We start from the raw sequence: 21,001 nt of genomic DNA, 5'->3' as shown, positions 1-21,001 counted from the left end.
TGGCAGGCTATTCATCGACAATTAAGGAGATGTGATGCGCGTTTTTAGTCAGGATTTTAATGACGGCGATAAGATGCCTGAAAAGCATGTTTTCAACGGCATGGGTTATCAGGGCGAGAATATCTCCCCCCACCTTGCCTGGGAAGCAGCGCCGGAAGGCACCAAAAGTTTTGTGGTGACCTGCTACGATCCTGATGCCCCGACCGGTTCCGGCTGGTGGCACTGGGTGGTGGCGAATATTCCGGCCAGCACGACGTCACTGCCGCAGGGTGCCGGCTCCGGCAAAGCGTCACTGCCAGCAGGCGCAATCCAGACCCGTACCGATTTCGGTCAGGCGGGCTACGGTGGCGCGGCACCGCCACAGGGCGAAACCCATCGCTACATTTTCACCGTGCATGCGCTGGATGTGGAGACGATTGAAGTAGATGAAGGCGCCAGTGGCGCAATGGTCGGCTTTAATGTGCATTTCCACGCACTGGCGAGCGCCTCGCTGACCGTGAATTATCAGTAATTCAGCACGACAGACTACTGGCAAACCCAAGGCTGGGTGACCTGGCAGCAACGTATTAGCTCAAAACGCAGGGAACGGCGTTAGAAGAGGAAAGCGTCCCACGCCCAGGGACAAAAACGCCGGGAGCGTTTTTGAACAACGCAAAGCGTTGGCCCGGCTACGGGCGCACCTCAGGGATGAGGTGCGTAATCGCGGGGGCCGAGCGTGCCATGGATGGCGGTTTTTGCGTCTTTCCGATTTGACGCCATTCCCTGTGTCTGCTCGATCTCACAGCTGGGCTGTGGCAGACTTCGTCAACTATCTCATACCTCTCCCTGACAGGAGAGGCGTTTTTCGTAGCGGGTTACGCCTGTAACTGATGAATCACAACCCACATCGGGCCCTGCCCCACCGCATAACGTCCCAGCGGCTTTAACAGCCCTTTCGGTTCGGTAATCGCATAAACTTCGATGTGATGAGATTTCTGTCCCGCCGCCACCAGATAGCGTCCGCTGTGATCGATATTAAATCCGCGCGGCTGCGTTTCCGTCGGCTGGAACCCTTCCAGGGTCAGCTCATCGCCCAGGTCGCTGACGCTGAAGACTGCCAGCGTGCTGCTGGTGCGATCGCAGGCATAGAGGAAACGGCCATCCGGCGTCAGATGAATATCGGCTGCCCAGCGCGTACCGCTGAAATCAGGCGGCATCATATCCAGCGTCTGCACGCTTTCTGCTTCACCTTCGCCCGTATTTAATGCCCAGACCTCAACCGTACTGTCGAGCTCGTTCACGCAGTAAGCGTACTGGCCGCCCGGATGGAACTGCATATGACGCGGGCCAGCGCCTTCTACTGTCGTGACCTGAGCCTGTTTACGCGGCGTCAGCTGACCGTCTTCGCCCAGCTTAAACAGACAGATACGGTCCTGCTTCAGAGCCGGCACGTAGAGCGTCTTGTTGTCATTATCGATGTTGGCCGAGTGACAGCCATCAAGTCCGCTGATCACCTGCAGCGGGGCCTGCGGAATGCCGTCATCGCCAATCGGGCTGACGCTGACGCAGGCATCATTGTAGGAGCCGCAGAACAGGAACCTGCCCTGGCGATCGGTGGAAATGTGAGTCGGGCTGCCGGGCAACGGCGCCTGACCCGCTTCGGTCAGCGTGCCATCGGCGGCAATGCGAAACGCCAGCACGCGGAAATTGGGACGCACACCGACATAGAGAAAATCGCGGTTCGGACTCACCACCATTGGCTGAACCTGGCCGGCGACATCGGTCACCTGAAGCAACGTCAGCCCACCCTCATCATTCATCTGCCAGACGTGGATCTGCTGGCTCTCGGGACTGGCGGTGTAGACAACTTGTTTCATGCATTCTCCTTTTTTGCTGCCTGATCATGATTTGTGAATCACTGTAGCCTGTTTTATTGCCCTACGCTGGGATCATTTGTGCCCTGTTTTTTGTCTCCGGACCGTGGTGAGGTGTAGACTTCAGCCCCTGCAAACCAGGAAAAACGAGAGGATTAATGAGCTACCGTGTAATTGCCCTCGATCTCGACGGCACGCTGCTGACCCCAGCCAAAACGATTCTGCCGCAGTCAATCGAAGCGCTAAATCAGGCACGCCAGGCGGGCGTTCATGTCGCTATCGTGACCGGACGCCATCACTGCGCTATCCACCCTTTTTATCAGGCGTTACAGCTGGATACACCCGCAATCTGCTGTAATGGCACCTATTTGTATGATTACCAGGCGAAAAAGGTGCTGGCGTCCGATCCCCTCGACCCGCAACTGGCGTTGCAGGTAATTGAGATGCTGAATCAGCAGCAGATTCACGGGTTGCTCTACGTGGATGATGCGATGCTCTATCAGACCCCGACCGGCCACGTGATGCGCACCCTGAAATGGGCCGAATCGCTGCCTGCCCACCAGCGTCCACTGTTCCGCCAGGTGCCCGACTTAGCCCAGGCGGCACGCGACGCCGGTTCGATCTGGAAGTTTGCCCTGTCGCACAACAACATCCCGGAACTGCAGCAGTTCGCCACCAGGGTGGAAGCGGAACTGGGGCTGGCCTGTGAATGGTCGTGGCACGATCAGGTGGATATCGCCAAAGGCGGCAACAGCAAAGGCAAACGACTGGCGCAGTGGGTTGAATCACTGGGGCTGAGTATGTCCGATGTGATCGCGTTCGGTGATAACTATAACGATCTCAGCATGCTGGAAACGGCCGGACTGGGCGTGGCGATGGGCAATGCCGATGAGGCAATCAAAGCGCGGGCGAAAATGGTCATCGGCACCAACCTTGAAACCGGTATTGCCGATACCCTCTATCAGTACGTGTTGTAATCAGGGCGTCACCGAGACGCTTTTGATCTGGGCATAAAGCCACTGATCCGGCCGGATGCCCAGCTCATCCCGCGCCCACGGCGTGATGCGCGCCCAGAGTTCGCTGATGCCGATGCGCAGCTTCACCTCAACCTGGTCCCCGACCTCCAGCAATTCCACCACCTGTGCCGGTAAAATGTTGCGGATAGAGCTGTGTTGCGGCGGTTGCAGCGCCAGCGAGACATCGGCCGAGGCAATGCGAATACGCAGCGGGGTTTTAACCGGCTGATTCACCCGGCTGACCCAGATGTGCTGATCGCCCAGCGACAGCGCGGTCATCGGATAGTCGGGATGCTGCTCCAGCACCTGCACCCGCAGCACGCTGGTCAGTTCACTCACTGGCAGCCAGGGCCGCATCGCGCTGCTGCTCCATACCCGCTCCAGCGGACCAAAGGCTTTGACCTTGCCCGCATCCAGCACCAGCACGTTATCGGCCAGCTGCAGGATCTCCTCCAGACTGTGCGAAACGTAGAGCATCGGAATATCGACCTGCTTCGCCAGCTTTTGCAGATAGGGCATCAGTTCACGTTTGCGTGGCAGATCCAGTGACGCCAGCGGCTCATCCAGCAGCAGCATATCCGGTGCGGTCAGCAGCGCACGGCCAATCGCGACCCGCTGCTTTTCCCCGCCCGACAGCGACAGCGGAAAGCGCGGCAGCAGCGCCTCCAGACCCAGCAGTGAAACCAGACTGTCGAACTGCGCTTTCATCTTAGGTGCCATACCATATTGCAGGTTGCCTCGGACCCGATAGTGCGGGAACAGCCGCGCATCCTGGAAGACATAACCGATACGCCGTTTTTCCGGCGGCAGCGCAATCTTCTGCTCCGCATCAAACAGCAGGCGATCGTGCAGCTGGATCCGTCCCCTTTGCGGCTGAGTCAGCCCGCTGATCGCGTTGATCAGCGAGGTTTTTCCGGCGCCGGACACACCGAAAATAGCAGTGATCCCTTTGGCCGGGATCTGCAGGTCGACCTCCAGCACGTGATCGCCCTGCTGCTGCATAAAGTTGAGTGATAGCATCAGTTTCCCATCCGCTTACGGCCTGCACGTGCCAGCCACTCCGACGCCAGCAGTGACGCCAGCGCCAGCACGATCGCGATGACGCAGAGCCGTGCCGCCGCCCCTTCCGCGCCGGGCGTCTCTATCAGGGTAAACATCGCCAGCGGCAGCGTGCGCGTCTCGCCGGGAATATTGGAAACAAAGGTGATGGTGGCGCCGAACTCACCCAGCGATCGGGCAAACGCCAGCACCGTACCGACGATGACGCCAGGCAACGTCAGCGGGAGCGTGATGGTGAAAAAGACCCGCCAGCGTCCGGCGCCCAGCGTGCGCGCCGCCTGCTCCAGCCGGTTATCCACCGCCTCCAGCGCCAGCCGGATGGCACGCACCATCAACGGAAAGGCGATCACGGCAGAGGCCAGTGCGGCACCGCGCCAGCTGAAAGCAAAGCTGAAGCCGAACCAGTCATAAAGCTTTTCGCCTATGATGCCGCGCCGCCCAAGGCTAATCAGCAGCAGATACCCCACCACCACCGGCGGCAACACCAGCGGCAGGTGGATCAGGCTGTCGAGCAGCGCTTTACCGGGAAAACGGCAGCGCACCAGAATCCAGGCCATCAGGATGCCAAACGGCAGGCTGCCCATCACGGCTATGCCAGAGACTTTAAGGCTAAGCAGTACCGCCTGCCATTCGGGATCGCTGAGTATCATTTCGTCGGTGTGAATCCGTAATGTTTGAAGATAGCTGCGGCCTGAGGCCCTTTCAGATAATCATAAAACGCTTTAACGGCGGCATTGTCGTGATCGTTAACTATCGCCATCGGATATTCCACCGGCTTATGGCTGGTTGCCGGAAAATGCCCGACGACCTGCACTTTGTCGCTGGCGACCGCGTCAGAACCGTAGACAATGCCATAGGGCGTTTCATTACGCTCGACCAGGGCCAGCGCTGCCCGAACATTATTGGCTGGCGCTAACGAAGGCGCAACGCCTTCCCAGGCACCCAGTTTTTGCAGCGCCTCTTTGGCGTAGATGCCCGCGGGAACGTGGTCCGGATCGCCGACCGCCAGACGCTCCCCGTGCAGCAATGTTTTCCAGTCAGTCTTCGGATCCAGCGTCACCGCTTTGGCTGCGGCACTGCGTGGCGCAATCAGCACCAGATCGTTGCCCAGCAGGGTATAGCGGCTGCTGGTAATCACACTTTTTTTCGCCACCGCATCATCCATCCACTGCTGATCGGCAGAGATAAAGAGATCGGCAGGAGCACCCTGCTCAATCTGGCGCGCCAGCGTTGAAGAGGAGGCAAATGAAGAGACCACCGTCACCCCCTTTTCCTGCTTGTAACGGCTGGCAATATCCTGCATCGCGTTGGTCAGTGAAGCCGCGGCAAACACAGTAATGTTGTCGGCGGCCACAGCCTGTCCGGCCAGCGAAACGGTGATCAGGGCCGCGACGCCCCAGCGATAGTGTTTAAATGACATGATTTTCTCCGGCTATTCGTTGTGTAGCGGATAATATAGCGCAATGTCAGTGAGGTTCAGTAAATTATCGGCAGGGGGAACAAAAGGTTAAATCAGGTGAGTTAAAAACAACCACGCCCGCGCAGATGGCGGGCGTGGCAGCAATTAATTGTGCGAACGGGCTGAGGATTTTTCGCGATGACCAATTTTAGAGATGACGTTAAACACTTCACCCAGGCCATAAATCATACCCAGCATCAGCGCCATCACCACAGGCACCATCAGTATGGCGACGGCGAGGCTTTTAAGTAATTCCAGCATGGAGAGTCTCACTCTGCTAACAAAAAAGAGATTGTAACGGGTCAGCAAAATTTTGCGCAGCCCTTTTCGTGCTTTTACTTTGGTCACAAAACGCCGCTATCATCGGCCTTCGCCTTAACCCTTTGCCGGAGCTGCCATGGAAGCCGAACTGTCCCTTCATATCCGTTTACAACAGAAACTGTTTGCCGATCCGCGACGTATTGAGCTGCTGAAACGCGTACAGCAGACCGGGTCGATCAGTCAGGGTGCGAAGCTGGCCGGCATCAGCTACAAAAGTGCCTGGGATGCGATTAATGAGATGAACCAGATGGCGGATGAAACGCTGGTAGAGCGGGCCACCGGCGGCAAAGGCGGCGGTGGCGCAACGCTGACCCGCTACGGTGAACGCCTGATTCAGCTGTTCCAGCTGATGGAGCAGATCCAGCAGAAAGCCTTTGATGCGCTGCAGCAGGATACGTTACCGCTCGACAGTCTGCTGGCGGCCATCGCCCGCTTCTCGCTGCAGACCAGCGCCCGTAACCAGCTGTTTGGCACCGTCGTCAGTAACGATGCGCAGCAGGTGGTCCAGCATCTGCTGATTCAACTGGCCGATGGCGTCACGCAGCTTAATGTGGCGCTGACCCAGCGCAGCGCCGATCGCCTGCAACTGGCCGCGGGTAAAGAGGTGCTGGTACTGATCAAAGCGCCGTGGATCCGCATCAGTCGTGACGCCGCACAGGATGACAATCAGCTGGCAGCGACGGTCAGTGCCATCGAACCCGGCGAGCAGATGAGTGAAGTGCTGATGAAGCTCGCCAGCGGCGAAACCCTGTGCGCGACCCTGAGCAACGATCAGCTACAGCAACTCAGGCTGCAGCCCGGCGACGCCGTGATCGCCAGTTTCAATGCGGAACACGCCATCGTCGCCACCCTGCTCTAGCGGTTGATTTGACTTCATTACGGGCAATGGTTACAACTCAGTAACACGATGCAAAAAATGGAACAGATCATGGCTTCATTGCACATTTCGCAAGGCACATTTCGTCTTAGCGATACCCGGATACTGAGCCTGAATCAGGTGGAACTGCAGCGCGGCGAAAGCTGGGCGTTTGTCGGTGCCAACGGCAGCGGCAAATCATCACTGGCGCGCGCACTCTCTGGAGAACTTCCGCCGCTGGCCGGTTCAGTCAGCAGCGATTTCAGACGTCCGGTCCGGCTGTCGCTGGAGCAGCTACAAACCCTGGTGGCGCAGGAGTGGCAGCGCAACAACACCGATATGCTCAGCGAAGGTGAAGAGGATACCGGGCTGACCGTGGCAGAGGTGATTCAGGCGGAGGTTCAGCAGCCCGAGCGCTGCGAGCAGCTGGCACAGCAGTTCGGCATCGAAGCGCTGCTTTCACGCCGCTTTAAATATCTCTCTACCGGCGAAACCCGCAAAACCCTGCTCTGTCAGGCATTGATGAACCAGCCAGATTTGCTGATTCTGGATGAGCCGTTTGACGGGCTGGATGTGGCGTCGCGCGCCAGCCTGACCGACACGCTGCGCGGCCTGCAGCAGCCGACATTTACCCTGGTGCTGGTGCTCAATCGCTTTGACGATATTCCCGACTTCATTCAGCAGGTTGGCGTGCTGGCAGAGTGCACCCTCACCCACAGCGGGCCACGCCAGGCCATTTTAACAGAAGCGCTGGTGGCGCAGCTGGCACATAGTGAACAGCTGATGGGAATGGCGTTACCTGAGGCGGATGCGCCGGATCAGCTGCCATCGCTGGCGGATGATGCGCCGCGCGTTATCCTGCGCAACGGCACCGTCTCGTATAACGATAAGCCAGTAATTCAGGGGCTGAACTGGCAGGTCAACGCCGGCGAGCACTGGCAGATCACCGGTCCGAACGGCGCCGGAAAATCGACCCTGCTTAGCCTGGTGACCGGCGATCATCCTCAGGGCTACAGCAATGATTTAACCCTGTTTGGCCGCCGTCGCGGCAGTGGCGAAACCATCTGGGATATCAAGCAGCATATTGGCTATGTCAGCAGCAGCCTGCATCTCGATTATCGCGTCAGCACCAATGTGCGCACGGTGATCCTGTCGGGCTTTTTCGACTCTATTGGTCTCTATCAGGCAGCTTCTGACCGGCAAAAAGCGCTGGCGCAGCAGTGGCTGGCACTGCTGGGGATGGATAACGGACAGGCCGATGCGCCGTTCCACTCGCTCTCATGGGGACAGCAGCGGCTGGTGCTGATTGCCCGCGCGCTGGTTAAGCATCCGACGCTGCTGATACTGGATGAGCCACTACAGGGGCTCGACCCGATTAACCGCCAGCTGGTGCGGCGCTTTGTCGATGTGCTGATTGGCGAGGGACGGACTCAGCTGCTGTTTGTTTCGCATCACGCGGAAGATGCGCCCGCCTGCATCACACATCGCCTGAGCTTTATCGCCCATGACGGCGGCTTTCACTATCAGCAGGAAAATCTGCACTAAGGCTCTTATAACGGGTCACCCCACGCCGCTGCTGCGGCGTTTTAAAGCGCCCTTGTGTAAGCGCTACCATTCGGCATCGCCTTTCACGCCATATATCCGCACACAATGCCACGAAATAAGAATATTCAGCTTGTGTAAGCGATACCATTTATCCAGACTTGATCACGCTTTCGGGCGCGATGATGTGCTACTTTTTACCAATGCCTCTTTGGCTTTTGACGCTTACCAGGATCTAACATGGAAAAATTCAACCCGGTCGATCACCCGCATCGCCGTTACAATCCACTGATTGATCAATGGATTTTAGTTTCACCTCATCGGGCCAAACGTCCGTGGCAAGGCGCGCAGGAAACCCCGGCGGTCAATACGTTACCGGCGCACGATCCGGACTGCTTCCTGTGTGCCGGAAACACCCGCATCACCGGCGACAAAAACCCGGACTATGCAGGCACCTACGTCTTTACCAATGACTTTGCTGCGCTGATGACCGACACGCCAGACGCGCCCGAGAGCGACGATATCCTGATGCGTTGTGAAAGCGCACGCGGCACCAGTCGGGTCATCTGCTTCTCGCCCGATCACAGCAAAACCCTGCCGGAGATGTCGCTGAACGCACTGGAAGAGGTGGTGCGTACCTGGCAGGCACAGACCGCCGATCTGGGTCAGCACTATCCCTGGGTGCAGGTGTTTGAGAACAAAGGCGCGGCGATGGGCTGCTCCAACCCCCATCCCCATGGTCAGATCTGGGCCAACAGCTTCCTGCCGAATGAAGCGCAGCGTGAAGATGATCATCAGCGCGACTATTTCGCTAAACATGGCTCGCCGATGCTGGTCGATTATCTGGCTCGCGAACAGCAGGATGGCAGCCGCACCGTGGTGGAAACCGATCACTGGCTGGCGGTTGTGCCGTGGTGGGCCGCCTGGCCGTTTGAAACCCTGCTGCTGCCGAAAGCGCACGTCAAACGAATTACCGACCTCAATGAGGCGCAGCGTACCGACCTGGCGCTGGCGCTTAAGCTGCTGACCAGCCGATACGACAACCTGTTCCAGTGCTCATTCCCCTACTCCATGGGCTGGCACGGCGCGCCGTTTAACGGCGAAGCCAACGATCACTGGCAGTTGCATGCTCACTTCTATCCGCCGCTGCTGCGCTCAGCAACGGTGCGTAAATTTATGGTTGGCTATGAAATGCTGGCCGAAACCCAACGCGATTTAACGGCGGAGCAGGCGGCAGAACGTCTGCGTTCTGTCAGCGACGTTCACTTCCGTGAGGCACAACAATGAGCTTAAAAACCATCACGCAGCAGCTTTTCTCTGACACCTTCGGTTACGCCGCTACGCATACTATTCAGGCACCGGGCCGCGTTAACCTGATTGGCGAGCATACCGACTATAACGACGGCTTCGTGCTGCCGTGCGCTATCGATTACCAGACGGTGATTGCCTGTGCCCGCCGTGACGATCGCCAGATTCGGGTGGTCGCGGCGGATTATGAGAATGCGCAGGACACATTCTCGCTGGATGAAGAGATCGTCAGCCTGCAGGAACCGATGTGGGCCAACTATGTACGCGGCGTGGTGAAACATCTGCAACGGCGTCATGCCGATTTCGGCGGTATCGATATGGTGATCAGCGGCAACGTGCCTCAGGGCGCGGGCCTCAGCTCATCTGCGTCGCTGGAAGTGGCGGTCGGCACCGTAGTGCAGCAGCTCTATAATCTGCCGCTGGATGGCGCCGCCATTGCCGTGAATGGTCAGGAAGCGGAAAACCAGTTCGTCGGCTGTAACTGCGGCATCATGGACCAGCTGATCTCAGCGCTGGGCCGGAAAGATCACGCCATGCTGCTCGACTGCCGCACGCTGGGCACGCGTCCGGTGTCGATGCCGGAAGATATCGCGGTGGTGATCATCAACTCCAACTTCCGTCGTACCCTGGTTGGCAGCGAATACAACACGCGTCGTGAGCAGTGTGAAGCGGGCGCGCGTTTCTTCAATAAGAAGGCACTGCGTGACGTTGAACTGGCCGAGTTTGAAGCGGCACAGGCGCAGCTCGACCCGCAGGTGGCAAAACGCGTGCGTCACGTCCTGACCGAGAACGCCCGCACCCTGGAAGCGGCTGATGCGCTGACGCAGGGCGACCTGACCCGTATGGGCCAGCTGATGGCCGAATCTCACGCCTCGATGCGTGACGACTTCGAGATCACCGTGCCACCGATCGATACCCTGGTAGAGATCGTGAAAGCGCAGATCGGTGAGCGCGGCGGCGTGCGTATGACCGGCGGCGGCTTTGGTGGCTGTATCGTCGCGCTGATGCCACTGGATCTGGTCGATCAGGTTAAAGCCGCCGTAGCGGAGCAGTATGAAGCAGCGACCGGCATCAAAGAGACCTTCTACGTCTGCAAAGCCTCTGAAGGAGCCGGCCAATGCTGAATGACGTCAACTCCCATGCGCCCGACGGTCAGCCGTGGCGCATAACGGTGCTGCGCAATGCCAACGGCATGCTGGCAACCTTTATGGACTGGGGCGCAACCTGGCTCTCCGCCCGCGTGCCGATGCAGGATGGCACGGTGCGTGAAGCGCTACTTGGCTGCGCCACGCCCTCTGACTATCTGCATCAGGATGCCTATCTGGGCGCGACGGTCGGCCGCTACGCTAACCGCATCGCCGGGGCGAAACTGAATAAACTGAATCGCCAGCTGGTGCCGAACCAGGGCGCACATCAGCTGCATGGCGGACCAGAAGGCTTTGATAAGCGCCGCTGGCAGATTGTCAGCCAGTCTGACAGTGAGGTGCACTACCGCATTGATTCGCCTGATGGCGATCAGGGCTATCCCGGCAATCTGATTGCCGATCTGCGCTACCAGCTGGATGACCAGAACTGCCTGAGCATTAGCTATGAAGCGCGCTGCGATCAGCCCTGCCCGGTCAATCTGACTAACCACGCCTACTTTAACCTTGATGCGCATCATGGCGACGCTCGCCAGCATCGCTTACAACTGCACGCCGACCATTATCTGCCGGTCGACAGCGAAGGCATCCCGAATGCGCCGCTGAAAGAGGTTGCCGGAACCAGTTTTGATTTCCGCGAGGCCAAAGTCGTGGCACAGGAGTTTCTGGCAGACGACGACCAGCGGGCGGTGAAGGGCTATGACCATGCGTTTCTGCTCAACAGCGCAGGCGACGACACTCAGCCTGCGGCAGAACTCTGGTCGGAAGATGGCAGACTGCAGCTCAGCGTGACCACTTCGGCACCGGCGTTGCAGTTCTACTCCGGCAACTACCTGGCGGGCACCCGTGCCCGCGAGCAGGCGAGCTATACTGCATTTCAGGGTATTGCGCTGGAGAGCGAATTTTTACCGGATTCGCCTAATCATGCTGAGTGGCCTCAGCCTGATTGCTGGCTGCAGCCGGGAGATCGCTGGGAATCCGTGACGCGTTATCGCTTCACGCCACGCTGAGCCTCCGGCTGAAAAACGCGCAGTGCGTCACACACAGGCTTACGCGCTGCTCGCTTTTCCGTTATGGTATGGCGCAATCAGCTCGCGTGTCAGGCGGGCAGCAGCAGGTTTCCAATCTCACAGAAACATCACAGTATTAAGGAGTTAAGCTATGGCTGTAACTAAGCTGGTTCTGGTGCGACACGGCGAAAGCCAGTGGAACAACGAAAACCGCTTTACCGGTTGGTATGATGTTGACCTTTCTGAGAAAGGTCGTGGCGAAGCCAAATCAGCAGGTCAGCTGCTGAAAAAAGAGGGCTTTGTTTTCGATTTCGCTTACACCTCAGTACTGAAGCGTGCCATTCACACGCTGTGGAATGTGCTGGATGAGCTGGATCAGGCCTGGCTGCCGGTTGAGAAAACCTGGCGTCTGAACGAGCGTCACTACGGTGCGCTGCAGGGTCTGGATAAAGCGGAAACCGCTGCCAAATATGGTGATGAGCAGGTTAAGCAATGGCGTCGCGGCTTTGCCGTTACCCCACCAGAGCTGGATCGTTCAGATGAGCGCTTCCCGGGCCATGATCCGCGTTACGCGAAACTGACCCCAGAGCAGCTGCCAACCACCGAAAGCCTGGCGCTGACCATCGACCGCGTTATCCCTTACTGGAACGACACCATTCTGCCGCGCATCAAAAGCGGTGAGAAAGTGATCATTGCCGCACACGGCAACTCACTGCGTGCGCTGGTGAAATATCTGGATAACCTGAGCGAAGATGAAATCCTCGAACTGAACATCCCTACCGGCGTACCGCTGGTTTATGAGTTCGATGAAAACTTCAAACCGCTGAAACGCTACTACCTGGGCGACCAGGACGAGATTGCCGCGAAAGCCGCAGCCGTTGCGAATCAGGGTAAAGCGAAGTAATTTCTCGCTGAAATGCAAAAAGGCCAGACGAAAGTCTGGCCTTTTTTATTGGGCTGAGCGCACGAACGCTGCGCACTGTGTTCGTTGTCAGAATAAAGAGAACAATGAGCCTGGCAACAACTGATTAGCTCAAAGCGCAGGGAACACGGTCAGAGGCACAATCCTCAAAGCGAACCGGGTCAGACCTTGTCAGTTATCCCACTCAGCCGCGGCGCTGTTTAACCGCTGCTGCCAGCTGACGCAGTACCTTGTCGGTATCTTCCCAGCCGATACAGGCGTCGGTGACGCTTTTGCCATAGACCAGCGGCTCGCCACTCTCCAGGCTCTGGTTGCCTTCCACCAGATGACTCTCGATCATCACACCGACAATCGCCTGCTCACCGTTAATCAGCTGCTGTGAGACATCGTCTGCCACAACCATCTGACGCTGGAACTGCTTGCTGCTGTTGGCGTGGCTGAAATCGATCATCACCTGCTGTGGCAGACCCGCTTTTGCCAGGCCCTCTTTGACCTCTGCAACATGCTGCGCACTGTAGTTCGGCTCTTTGCCGCCGCGCAGAATGATATGGCAGTCACCGTTGCCGCTGGTTTCCACAATGGCGGAGTGACCATACTTCGTCACTGACAGGAAACAGTGTGGTGAACCCGCCGCGTTAATCGCATCGATCGCCACCTTAATGGTGCCATCGGTGCCGTTTTTGAAGCCGACCGGACAGGAGAGACCCGACGCCAGCTCACGGTGTACCTGAGATTCCGTGGTGCGCGCGCCAATCGCGCCCCAGCTCATCAGGTCAGCCACATATTGCGGGGTAATCATATCCAGAAACTCGCCCGCCGCCGGTAAACCGCTGTTGTTAATATCCAGCAGCAGCTTACGCGCCAGACGCAGACCATCGTTGAGCTGGTAGCTGTTATCCATATACGGATCGTTGATCAGCCCTTTCCAGCCCACCGTGGTGCGCGGCTTTTCAAAATAGACCCGCATCACCACTTCCAGCTCGCCTTTCAGCTCATCACGCAGCGCCAGCAGGCGGTCGGCATACTCTTTCGCCGCTTCTGTGTCATGAATCGAACAGGGGCCGATCACCACCAGCAGGCGATCGTCCTTGCCCTGCAGGATCTGATGAATCGCCTGACGGGCCTGTGAAACGGTCTGTGCAGCACGATCGGTCGCCGGGAATTTTTCGAGCAGCGCAACCGGAGGTAATAGCTCTTTAATCTCTTTGATGCGTAAGTCATCGTTCTGGTAATTCATACTGATTCCATATTATTTCTGGCCCGGCGCCCGCCGGACACAACCTGCCCAATGTAGCCCGAAGCGCCAGGGGTGTAAATTCCCGCTGCGGGTTAAATGTGCGGGTGATATTTGCATTAATCAGGTTAGCGACTAGACTTTTTAATGGTAAGCACTGAGGAACGTCCCGCTTACCAGATTAAATCACCCTGTTTAAGCCAACCGGCGAATTATATTTCGTCAGGGATTTTATTACCCGAAATTGCACCTCTGGGCTTAAAGCACCTTCATTTATTAACGGGAGCATAATGATGAAAAAGTTTGCCTTACTCTTTTTGACAGCAGCAATGACACTGAGCAGCGGTGCGGTACTGGCTGCAGACAGCAGCAGCAATAACGGTACATCGAATCAGGCAGCCAGTGCAGGTGCAGCAGCGGGCGGAGCGAAAGAGAATCTGCCGCCAAATAATGTCGATAACAGCAAAATTAATAACACTGGCAACGATACGAATCCTGCAACGTCTGGCAGCACCACCAGCCATGGTAATATGTCTGCTAACGAAATGGACCAGAACGCCCAGTGTAAAGATGGTAAATGTCCGAACATCAATAAAAAAGTTCAGACTAAAGTGGGCGGCGGTGACGTAGATACCAAAACCGACGGCACCACTCAGTAATTCTGTTTAACCAGGAGAGGTGATGCTCTCCTGGTTTTTCTCCCCTCTGCCCCACTCTTCCGCTATGCTAATCCTGTGAAATTTACAGGAAATCCTTCATGGCCGTTTTGCTTCTGATTGACGATCATCCGCTGGTTGAAGTGGCACTTGAAGCCGCTCTGAGCCAGTCGCCCTTTCCGGTTCAGCTCCTCTCTGCCAGCAGTGAAAAAGCCGCCCGTCCCCTGCTTCAGCAGCCACTGGACATCATCGTGCTGGATATTGGCCTGCCGGACAGCGATGGGCTGGAGTTCCTGCGTCGCCTGAAGATCCATCGGCCCGACTGCCCGGTATTGATCTATTCTGCTCAGCAGACCCGCCACTATGTGCGTCGTGCCCAGGCGCTGGGTGCCGCCGGTTATGTGGTGAAGAGCCAGCGCATGGCGCAACTGCTTAGCGCTATCCTGGCGGTGCTGGGCGGTCAGACGGCGTTTCCGGTGATGGATGATGAGCCGGAACTTCCGCTGACCCAGAAAGAGCGTCAGATTCTGGCGCTGCTGGCCAGCGGCCTGTCCAATCTGCAAATCGCCGCCCAGTTGCACATCAGTAACAAAACGGTCAGCACCCATAAAAAGAACATTCTGGAAAAAACCGGTACCCGTTCGGTGGTGGAACTGGCTGACCTGTGGAAGGCGCAGCAGTGAGAACTCTCCTGCTGATGCTGCTGTTGCTGTGCGGCTCCGTTCTGGCTGAGGTGCGTCCGGTGAGCAGCATCAATCTGCCGATGATGCTGCCGGTGACGCACGCGGAAACCATGCAGGGCAAAATCCTGCGTGTTGGCCTGCTGGAAGAGAACCACGCCCCCTGGGCGATGCGCATCGGCAACGACCTGTATGGCATCAATGCCGACTATCTTTCCGCCCTGCGGCAGCTGACGGGCGCACAATTCAGCCTCAACCTCTACAGCGATCAGCCGCATCTTATGCAGGCGCTGAACAGTGGCCAGATCGATTTTGCGCTTGGCATGTGGATTTCCCCCCTGCCAGCCGGCGCCCTGAGCAGCGATAACTGGTACAGCAGTCCGCTTCGGGTCTACCGCAATCAGCAAAACCAGCGTGCCGTGATGTTTAACAGCCAGAATGCCCAACTGGCGATCAGCGAAAGCACGCTGGCACAACTGCCGCCTGCGCTGGCGGCCCGCCACAGCTGGCGACGCTACAGCAGTGATCTGCAGGCGCTCTATACCCTGCTGAATCAGCAGAATGATTATGTGGTGGCGGATGAAACCAGCGCCGGTTTTCTGCTGAGCCAGCTGCAACAGGGCCAGATCTATCAGATCGCCTCACACATCGAGGCCGGACAGCTCAACCTGCGCGCGGTCTCCCGCGATCCGGAGCTTATCAGCTGGATTAATCAGAGCCTGCGTCAGTTGCCAGCAGAACTGATGAACACGCTGCAGGCGCGCTGGAGCAGTACCCTGCCGCGCTATCAGGATACGCAGACCCTGATGCTCAGCCCCACTGAACGCGCCTGGATTGCCGATCATCCACGTATTACTTACACCGCCGAACCGGACAACTATCCCTGGAGTTATCGCGATGCCAGCGGGACCGCCAGAGGCTATGGCGTGGATTTGCTGAAAGCGATAGCCCAGAGTACCGGCCTGCAGTTTGAACCGGTGTGGGTCAGCAATCCGCGTCAGGCGAACACGCTGATCGGCCAGCAGCAGGCGATGCTGCAGCTGATGCAGCCGCTGAACGGCGATGCGATGCAGAGCACCTCGCTGCCGGTTTGGCGCGCGCTGTGGGGCATCTACAGCCTGCAGCCCGACACGCTGGCGCACTGGCGCGACCTGCGCGGCAAGCGTATCGGCGTGTTGCAGGATGACCTGTCGCTGCGTCTGTTGCCTGCGGATCTGCAGCCGCAGCAGTTTGCCGATCGTAATAGCCTCTATGATGCTCTGGCAAAGGGGCAGATCGATGCGCTGGTCGATAACGTGCTCTCTGCCCGCTGGCGTATCGCCAGTCGCGATGATGCGCGCATCCATCTCGCTTTCGCTGCCAGCGACATCGCCTGGCCGATCGCGCTGGGCGTGACGCCTGAACAGCCTGTGCTGCGCACCCTGCTGGATCGCGCTCTGCAGCAGATCCCGGCTGACACGCAGAGCCAGATGCGCGATAGCTGGTCAACCCCGCCGCAGCCCGGCAGCGTGATGGTGATGCGTTCGCTGCCAATGATGGTGCTGGCGGTGGCAGGTGCGGCCATTGCGCTGCTGCTGTTGCTGCTGGCGCGCCGCTACTGGCAGCAGCGCCGGGAGCGTCAGCAGCGTGAACAGGCTGAGCACGCCAATGCGATGAAGAGCCAGTTCCTGGCGACCGTCAGTCATGAGCTGCGCACGCCGATGCAGGCGATCCTGGGGCTGCTTGAGCTGGAGAAGCAGCAGCACAGCAGCCAGAACCTGACGCTGCTGCACAGCAGTGCGCAATCGCTGCTGACGTTGCTGAATGATCTGCAGGATCATGCGCGCATCGAGAGCAACAGTTTTACCCTGGCTCCCCGTCCGCTGGCGCTGGCGCAGTGGCTCAATCAGCAGCAGCACTTTTATCATCCGTTAATGCGCGAAGATGGCCCGCATCTGATCGTCGAGGCGCTGACGCCGCTGCCTGATGCCGTGATGATCGATGCCGATCGCCTGCAGCAGGTGGTCAACAACCTGATGACCAATGCGCTGAAATTTACCCGCCACGGCGCGATTCGCCTGACGCTGGCCGCACAGCAACAACAGCTGATTCTGACGGTGAGCGACAGCGGCAGCGGCATTCCGCCAGAGGAACAGCAGAAGCTGTTCGATCCCTGGTATCAGGCACCGTCCGGTAAATCGGTTTCGGTGCAGGGCAGCGGCCTGGGGCTGTTTATCTGCCGGGAAATGGTGCAGCGGATGGGCGGCGACATCCGTCTCGCCTCTGAACCCGGTCACGGCACCCAGGTCACCGTGACGCTGCCACTGGAGGTCTGCGCACCAGCAAACCACGTGGATGAAACCGCCCTTCCCGACCTTCCACCGCTGCGGGTGGCGATTGTCGATGACCATCCGACCAATCTGCTGGTGATGCAGCAGCAGCTGTCGCGTTTTGCGATTCAGGCTGACATCTTTGAGCAGGGACGCGCACTGCTGCAGGCCGATGCGCAGCAGCCTTATGACCTGCTGTTTATCGACCAGATGATGCCGCGGCCTGACGGCACGCTGCTGCTGCGGATATTGCGGCGGCGTGACCGTCAGCGGAAGCGTCAGGCGATGCGGGTGCTCTGCTCCGCTGATGCCCAGCTGCTGTCACGACCGCTGGAGGCGCGGGAGCGGGTAATGATAAAACCGGTGCAGTTAGCCGATCTCAGCGCGCTGCTGGCAGAGTGGCAGGAAGATCCGCTGGCGGCGCTGGATGACAATTTGTGGCAACTGGCACAGCAGAATGAGAAATTCCTCCGCCGTCTGAGCCAGACGCTGCACAACACGGTGACGCAGGATCTGGCCGTGATGCGCGAAGCACGCGAGCGCGAGGCGTGGATACCGTTCGCCGAAGCGGCGCACCGGATGAAAGGAAGCTGGTTACTGGTGGGACTGGAGCACGGCGCACAGCTCAGCCAGCAACTGGCGGAGCAGGCAAAACAGCATCAGGACACGTCTGAGACGTGGCAATTACTGATATTATTAGCAAACAGGTTACTGAAAAAACTGGAATCTTATGGCACATACCCACACTCATAGCGGGCAGGATAGTAATCGCACGCGTCTGGCGGCCGCCTTCGGGGTGACCGTTGTCTTTATGGTGGCTGAAGTGATTGGCGGCTGGCTCTCGGGTTCACTGGCGTTGCTGGCGGACGCCGGGCATATGCTGACCGATGCCGCCGCGCTGCTGATGGCCCTGCTGGCGGTGCAGTTCTCGCGCCGTAAACCCAATGCACGCCACACCTTCGGCCTGCTGCGTCTGACCACGCTGGCCGCATTTGTTAACGCCATTGCGCTGCTGGGCATTACCGCACTGATCGTCTGGGAGGCGGTGCGCCGCTTTGCCGACCCGCAACCGGTGACCGGCGGCCTGATGCTGGGGATTGCTATTGGCGGCCTGCTGGCCAATATTCTGTCGTTCTGGCTGCTGCATCACGGCAGCGAAGAGAAGAATCTCAACGTGCGTGCCGCGGCGCTGCATGTGATGGGCGACCTGCTTGGCTCGGTGGGTGCGATTGTCGCGGCGGTGATTATTATGCTGACCGGCTGGACCCCAATCGACCCGATTCTGTCGTTGCTGGTGTCACTGCTGGTGCTGCGCAGCGCCTGGGCGCTGCTGCGTGAGAGTCTGCAGGAGTTACTGGAAGGGGCGCCGCGATCGCTGGATGTGAACCGGCTGATACGGGATCTCACCCTGAACATCGCAGAGGTGCGCAATGTTCACCATGTGCATCTGTGGCAGGTGGGCGAAAAGCCGCTGCTGACGCTGCATGCGCAGGTGATCCCGCCTTACGATCACGATGCGCTGCTGCATCGTATCCACGACTATCTGCGCCAGCACTATCAGATTGCGCATGCGACCGTGCAGATGGAGTATCAGCCCTGTGCCGGTGCCGAGTGTGAACTCGGCTTAAGCGGTGCTGCCGCCACCGGCCATGATCATAGCCATTCACACGACCACGACCATGAGCATGCTCACGCTAAAGGCGAAGTGCACACTCACTGAGCCGACAGCGCGCGGGAACCCTGTTGCCGCGCGCTGCGGATCCACATGCGTGAGCCGTTCAGCGCAATCAGCGTCAGAATCACATACTCCAGCGACATCGCATAGACGCCCTGACGGGCAAAAATCATCACGCTAATCACGTTGATGATGACCCACAGCAGCCAGTTCTCAACATATTTGCGCGTCATCAGCACCATCGCCGCAATCGACAACACCATCATGCAGGAGTCCCAGAACGGGAACGCATCCGGCTGCAGCGCGGGCATCGCCACCGACAGACCAAGGCCGTTCATCAGCGTGACGGCCGCTCGGGTTAACAGCGCAAACACCGGATCGATATAGAGGGTCATCAGCGCAATTGCAATGACACAACCCGCCGTCCAGGCCAGCGCCTTAGGCAGTGGCAGCCAGCGGATTTTCAGCGCCGCCTGATGATCGGAGGTTTGCCGACTCCAGGCGTACCAGCCGTAGATATTGGCGGCAAAAAAGAAGAGCTGCAGCAGCAGGCTGGCGTAGAGCTGGATCTGGAAGAAAATCACCGCAAACAGCGTGACGTTAATCAGGCCAAAGGGATAATTGATGATTTTTTCCAGGCTGGCAAACCAGATGCAGAGTAAGCCCGCCAGCGTGCCGATAGCCTCAATCCATGAGAGATCGTAGCCTCCGGCACCCAGAGGAATGTGAACCAGAATATTATGTGTGCTGAAGAAGTCCATGCTGAGCACCTGTCCGGAAAACGCTTACGCGTTTCCCTTCACGTTGAGTTTAAGTTCCGCTGCAAAGGATAGCATGCGATTAAGCGGCAGTAATGCCGCCTCACGCAGCGTCTCATCCACCTGAATCTCATGTTCCACCCCACCCGACTCCAGCGCCTCTGCGATGGCTTTAAGGCCGTTCATCGCCATCCAGGGACAGTGAGCACAACTGCGGCAGGTGGCACCTTCACCGGCGGTGGGCGCTTCAAGCAGCTCTTTATCCGGCACCGCCTGCTGCATTTTGTAGAAAATGCCACGATCGGTCGCCACAATCATCTGCGGATGCGGCAGGGATTTGGCGGCCTGAATCAGCTGGCTGGTCGAGCCGACCGCATCGGCCAGATCGACAATCGCCTGCGGTGACTCAGGATGCACCAGCACTGCCGCGTCGGGATAGAGCGCTTTCATACGCTGCAGCGCCTGGGTTTTGAACTCGTCGTGCACAATGCAGGCACCCTGCCAGCAGAGCACGTCCGCGCCCGATTTTTGCGTGACGTAGCGGCCAAGATGGCGATCCGGCGCCCAGATAATTTTTTCGCCCAGACTATCGAGGTGCTCAATCAGCTCGACCGCAATGCTTGAAGTCACCACCCAGTCGGCCCGCGCTTTTACCGCCGCCGAAGTATTGGCGTAGACCACCACGGTGCGATCGGGATGGGCGTCGCAAAAGGCGTTAAACTCTTCAATCGGGCAGCAGAGATCCAGTGAGCACTCCGCCTGCAGCGTCGGCATCAGTACGGTTTTCTCCGGGCTGAGGATTTTGGCGGTTTCCCCCATAAAGCGCACGCCGGCCACCAGCAGTGTCGTCGCCGAATGGTTGCTGCCAAAGCGTGCCATCTCCAGCGAGTCGGAAACGCAGCCGCCCGTCTCTTCTGCCAGCGCCTGAATTTCCGGATCGGTGTAGTAGTGCGCCACCATCACCGCGTTTCGCGCCTTCAGCAGCGCTTTAATTTTCTCACGGTAAAACGCCTTATCGTCGTCACTCAGACGGGCGGGTTTGGGCGGAAAGGGGTAAACGGCGCTTTCAGGATCGAACATCACACTCATGACACAGCTCTCGTTTTGTCTAATTAACGAAAATCGCCTGTTCCGGCGACTTATGGCGTCGAATCCGCCATCGTGTTTTATATGCTAAACACGATAGCGGAAAAGCCTGGCT

The 21,001-nt window shown here is 58.2% G+C and carries 20 protein-coding genes; 12 read left to right on the top strand and 8 right to left on the bottom strand.

Features of this window, described 5'->3' with window-relative positions; all coding sequences use genetic code 11:
* Positions 1-34: 34 nt before the first annotated feature.
* Positions 35-511 (top strand): kinase inhibitor, encoded by a 477-nt coding sequence (locus FOV68_RS07380; RefSeq protein ID WP_143990550.1) that lies wholly within the window; start codon positions 35-37, stop codon positions 509-511.
* A gap of 343 nt (positions 512-854) precedes the next feature.
* Here FOV68_RS07380 and pgl read toward each other — a convergent pair whose 3' ends face one another.
* A complete protein-coding gene (pgl, locus tag FOV68_RS07375; RefSeq protein WP_022626021.1) occupies positions 855-1,856 on the bottom strand; it encodes a 6-phosphogluconolactonase in 1,002 nt (333 codons plus the stop codon).
* A gap of 155 nt (positions 1,857-2,011) precedes the next feature.
* On the opposite strand from pgl, the gene FOV68_RS07370 reads away from it, so the two are divergent.
* Complete coding sequence (locus tag FOV68_RS07370; RefSeq protein ID WP_010669666.1) at positions 2,012-2,830, top strand: pyridoxal phosphatase; 819 nt, start codon at positions 2,012-2,014, stop codon at positions 2,828-2,830.
* Here FOV68_RS07370 and modC read toward each other — a convergent pair whose 3' ends face one another.
* The 4 genes from modC to FOV68_RS07350 all read right to left on the bottom strand — a co-directional run bounded on the left by modC (position 2,831) and on the right by FOV68_RS07350 (position 5,648).
* Positions 2,831-3,889: a molybdenum ABC transporter ATP-binding protein ModC gene (modC, locus tag FOV68_RS07365; protein WP_039391187.1), complete on the bottom strand. Its 1,059-nt coding sequence runs from the start codon at positions 3,887-3,889 to the stop codon at positions 2,831-2,833. It lies immediately after the preceding gene.
* On the bottom strand, positions 3,889-4,578 hold the full coding sequence (modB, locus tag FOV68_RS07360) for a molybdate ABC transporter permease subunit (protein ID WP_083068666.1): 690 nt from the start codon (positions 4,576-4,578) through the stop codon (positions 3,889-3,891). The genes modC and modB overlap by 1 nt, the downstream gene beginning before the upstream one ends.
* Entirely contained in the window at positions 4,575-5,348 is a 774-nt protein-coding gene (modA, locus tag FOV68_RS07355) for a molybdate ABC transporter substrate-binding protein (protein ID WP_039391185.1), read from the bottom strand. The genes modB and modA overlap by 4 nt, the downstream gene beginning before the upstream one ends.
* A 144-nt stretch (positions 5,349-5,492) precedes the next feature.
* Positions 5,493-5,648, bottom strand: a complete 156-nt coding sequence (locus FOV68_RS07350; RefSeq protein ID WP_010260183.1) for an AcrZ family multidrug efflux pump-associated protein — start codon at positions 5,646-5,648, stop codon at positions 5,493-5,495.
* 136 nt (positions 5,649-5,784) lie between these two features.
* On the opposite strand from FOV68_RS07350, the gene modE reads away from it, so the two are divergent.
* The 6 genes from modE (at position 5,785) to gpmA (ending at position 12,470) form a co-directional block, all read left to right on the top strand.
* The gene (gene modE, locus FOV68_RS07345; protein ID WP_022626025.1) at positions 5,785-6,567 is read left to right on the top strand and encodes a molybdenum-dependent transcriptional regulator; all 783 of its coding nucleotides are present in this window, start codon (positions 5,785-5,787) and stop codon (positions 6,565-6,567) included.
* 69 nt (positions 6,568-6,636) lie between these two features.
* Positions 6,637-8,109, top strand: a complete 1,473-nt coding sequence (gene modF / locus FOV68_RS07340) for a molybdate ABC transporter ATP-binding protein ModF (protein WP_143990549.1) — start codon at positions 6,637-6,639, stop codon at positions 8,107-8,109.
* Between the two features lie 237 nt (positions 8,110-8,346).
* A complete protein-coding gene (gene galT, locus FOV68_RS07335; protein WP_033756994.1) occupies positions 8,347-9,393 on the top strand; it encodes a galactose-1-phosphate uridylyltransferase in 1,047 nt (348 codons plus the stop codon).
* Complete coding sequence (galK, locus tag FOV68_RS07330) at positions 9,390-10,538, top strand: galactokinase (protein WP_143990548.1); 1,149 nt, start codon at positions 9,390-9,392, stop codon at positions 10,536-10,538. The genes galT and galK overlap by 4 nt, the downstream gene beginning before the upstream one ends.
* Positions 10,532-11,566, top strand: a complete 1,035-nt coding sequence (galM, locus tag FOV68_RS07325; protein ID WP_010669659.1) for a galactose-1-epimerase — start codon at positions 10,532-10,534, stop codon at positions 11,564-11,566. The genes galK and galM overlap by 7 nt, the downstream gene beginning before the upstream one ends.
* A 151-nt stretch (positions 11,567-11,717) precedes the next feature.
* Positions 11,718-12,470 (top strand): 2,3-diphosphoglycerate-dependent phosphoglycerate mutase, encoded by a 753-nt coding sequence (gene gpmA / locus FOV68_RS07320; RefSeq protein WP_003851893.1) that lies wholly within the window; start codon positions 11,718-11,720, stop codon positions 12,468-12,470.
* A gap of 202 nt (positions 12,471-12,672) precedes the next feature.
* On the opposite strand, the gene aroG is transcribed toward gpmA, so the two are convergent.
* Complete coding sequence (aroG, locus tag FOV68_RS07315; protein WP_031593826.1) at positions 12,673-13,725, bottom strand: 3-deoxy-7-phosphoheptulonate synthase AroG; 1,053 nt, start codon at positions 13,723-13,725, stop codon at positions 12,673-12,675.
* Positions 13,726-14,012: 287 nt separating this feature from the next.
* Between aroG and FOV68_RS07310 the strand changes: the two genes are divergently transcribed.
* The 4 genes from FOV68_RS07310 to zitB all read left to right on the top strand — a co-directional run bounded on the left by FOV68_RS07310 (position 14,013) and on the right by zitB (position 19,087).
* Positions 14,013-14,381, top strand: coding sequence for a YbgS-like family protein (locus FOV68_RS07310; RefSeq protein WP_022626030.1), 369 nt, complete (start codon positions 14,013-14,015; stop codon positions 14,379-14,381).
* Between the two features lie 98 nt (positions 14,382-14,479).
* On the top strand, positions 14,480-15,061 hold the full coding sequence (locus tag FOV68_RS07305; protein ID WP_031593825.1) for a response regulator transcription factor: 582 nt from the start codon (positions 14,480-14,482) through the stop codon (positions 15,059-15,061).
* 14 nt (positions 15,062-15,075) lie between these two features.
* On the top strand, positions 15,076-18,120 hold the full coding sequence (locus FOV68_RS07300; RefSeq protein ID WP_186289733.1) for an ATP-binding protein: 3,045 nt from the start codon (positions 15,076-15,078) through the stop codon (positions 18,118-18,120).
* On the top strand, positions 18,098-19,087 hold the full coding sequence (gene zitB, locus FOV68_RS07295) for a CDF family zinc transporter ZitB (protein WP_115765427.1): 990 nt from the start codon (positions 18,098-18,100) through the stop codon (positions 19,085-19,087). Before FOV68_RS07300 ends, zitB begins: the two co-directional genes overlap by 23 nt.
* Here zitB and pnuC read toward each other — a convergent pair.
* Both pnuC and nadA read right to left on the bottom strand, forming a co-directional pair.
* A complete protein-coding gene (gene pnuC / locus FOV68_RS07290; protein ID WP_010260155.1) occupies positions 19,081-19,803 on the bottom strand; it encodes a nicotinamide riboside transporter PnuC in 723 nt (240 codons plus the stop codon). The two genes, zitB and pnuC, sit on opposite strands and share 7 nt — an antisense overlap.
* Positions 19,804-19,827: 24 nt before the next feature.
* Positions 19,828-20,889 (bottom strand): quinolinate synthase NadA, encoded by a 1,062-nt coding sequence (nadA, locus tag FOV68_RS07285; RefSeq protein ID WP_143990546.1) that lies wholly within the window; start codon positions 20,887-20,889, stop codon positions 19,828-19,830.
* Positions 20,890-21,001: the final 112 nt, after the last annotated feature.

The organism is Pantoea sp. paga (assembly GCF_007558755.1).
Lineage (GTDB): Bacteria > Pseudomonadota > Gammaproteobacteria > Enterobacterales > Enterobacteriaceae > Pantoea > Pantoea agglomerans.
This window is presented reverse-complemented; position numbering and strand designations above follow the sequence as displayed.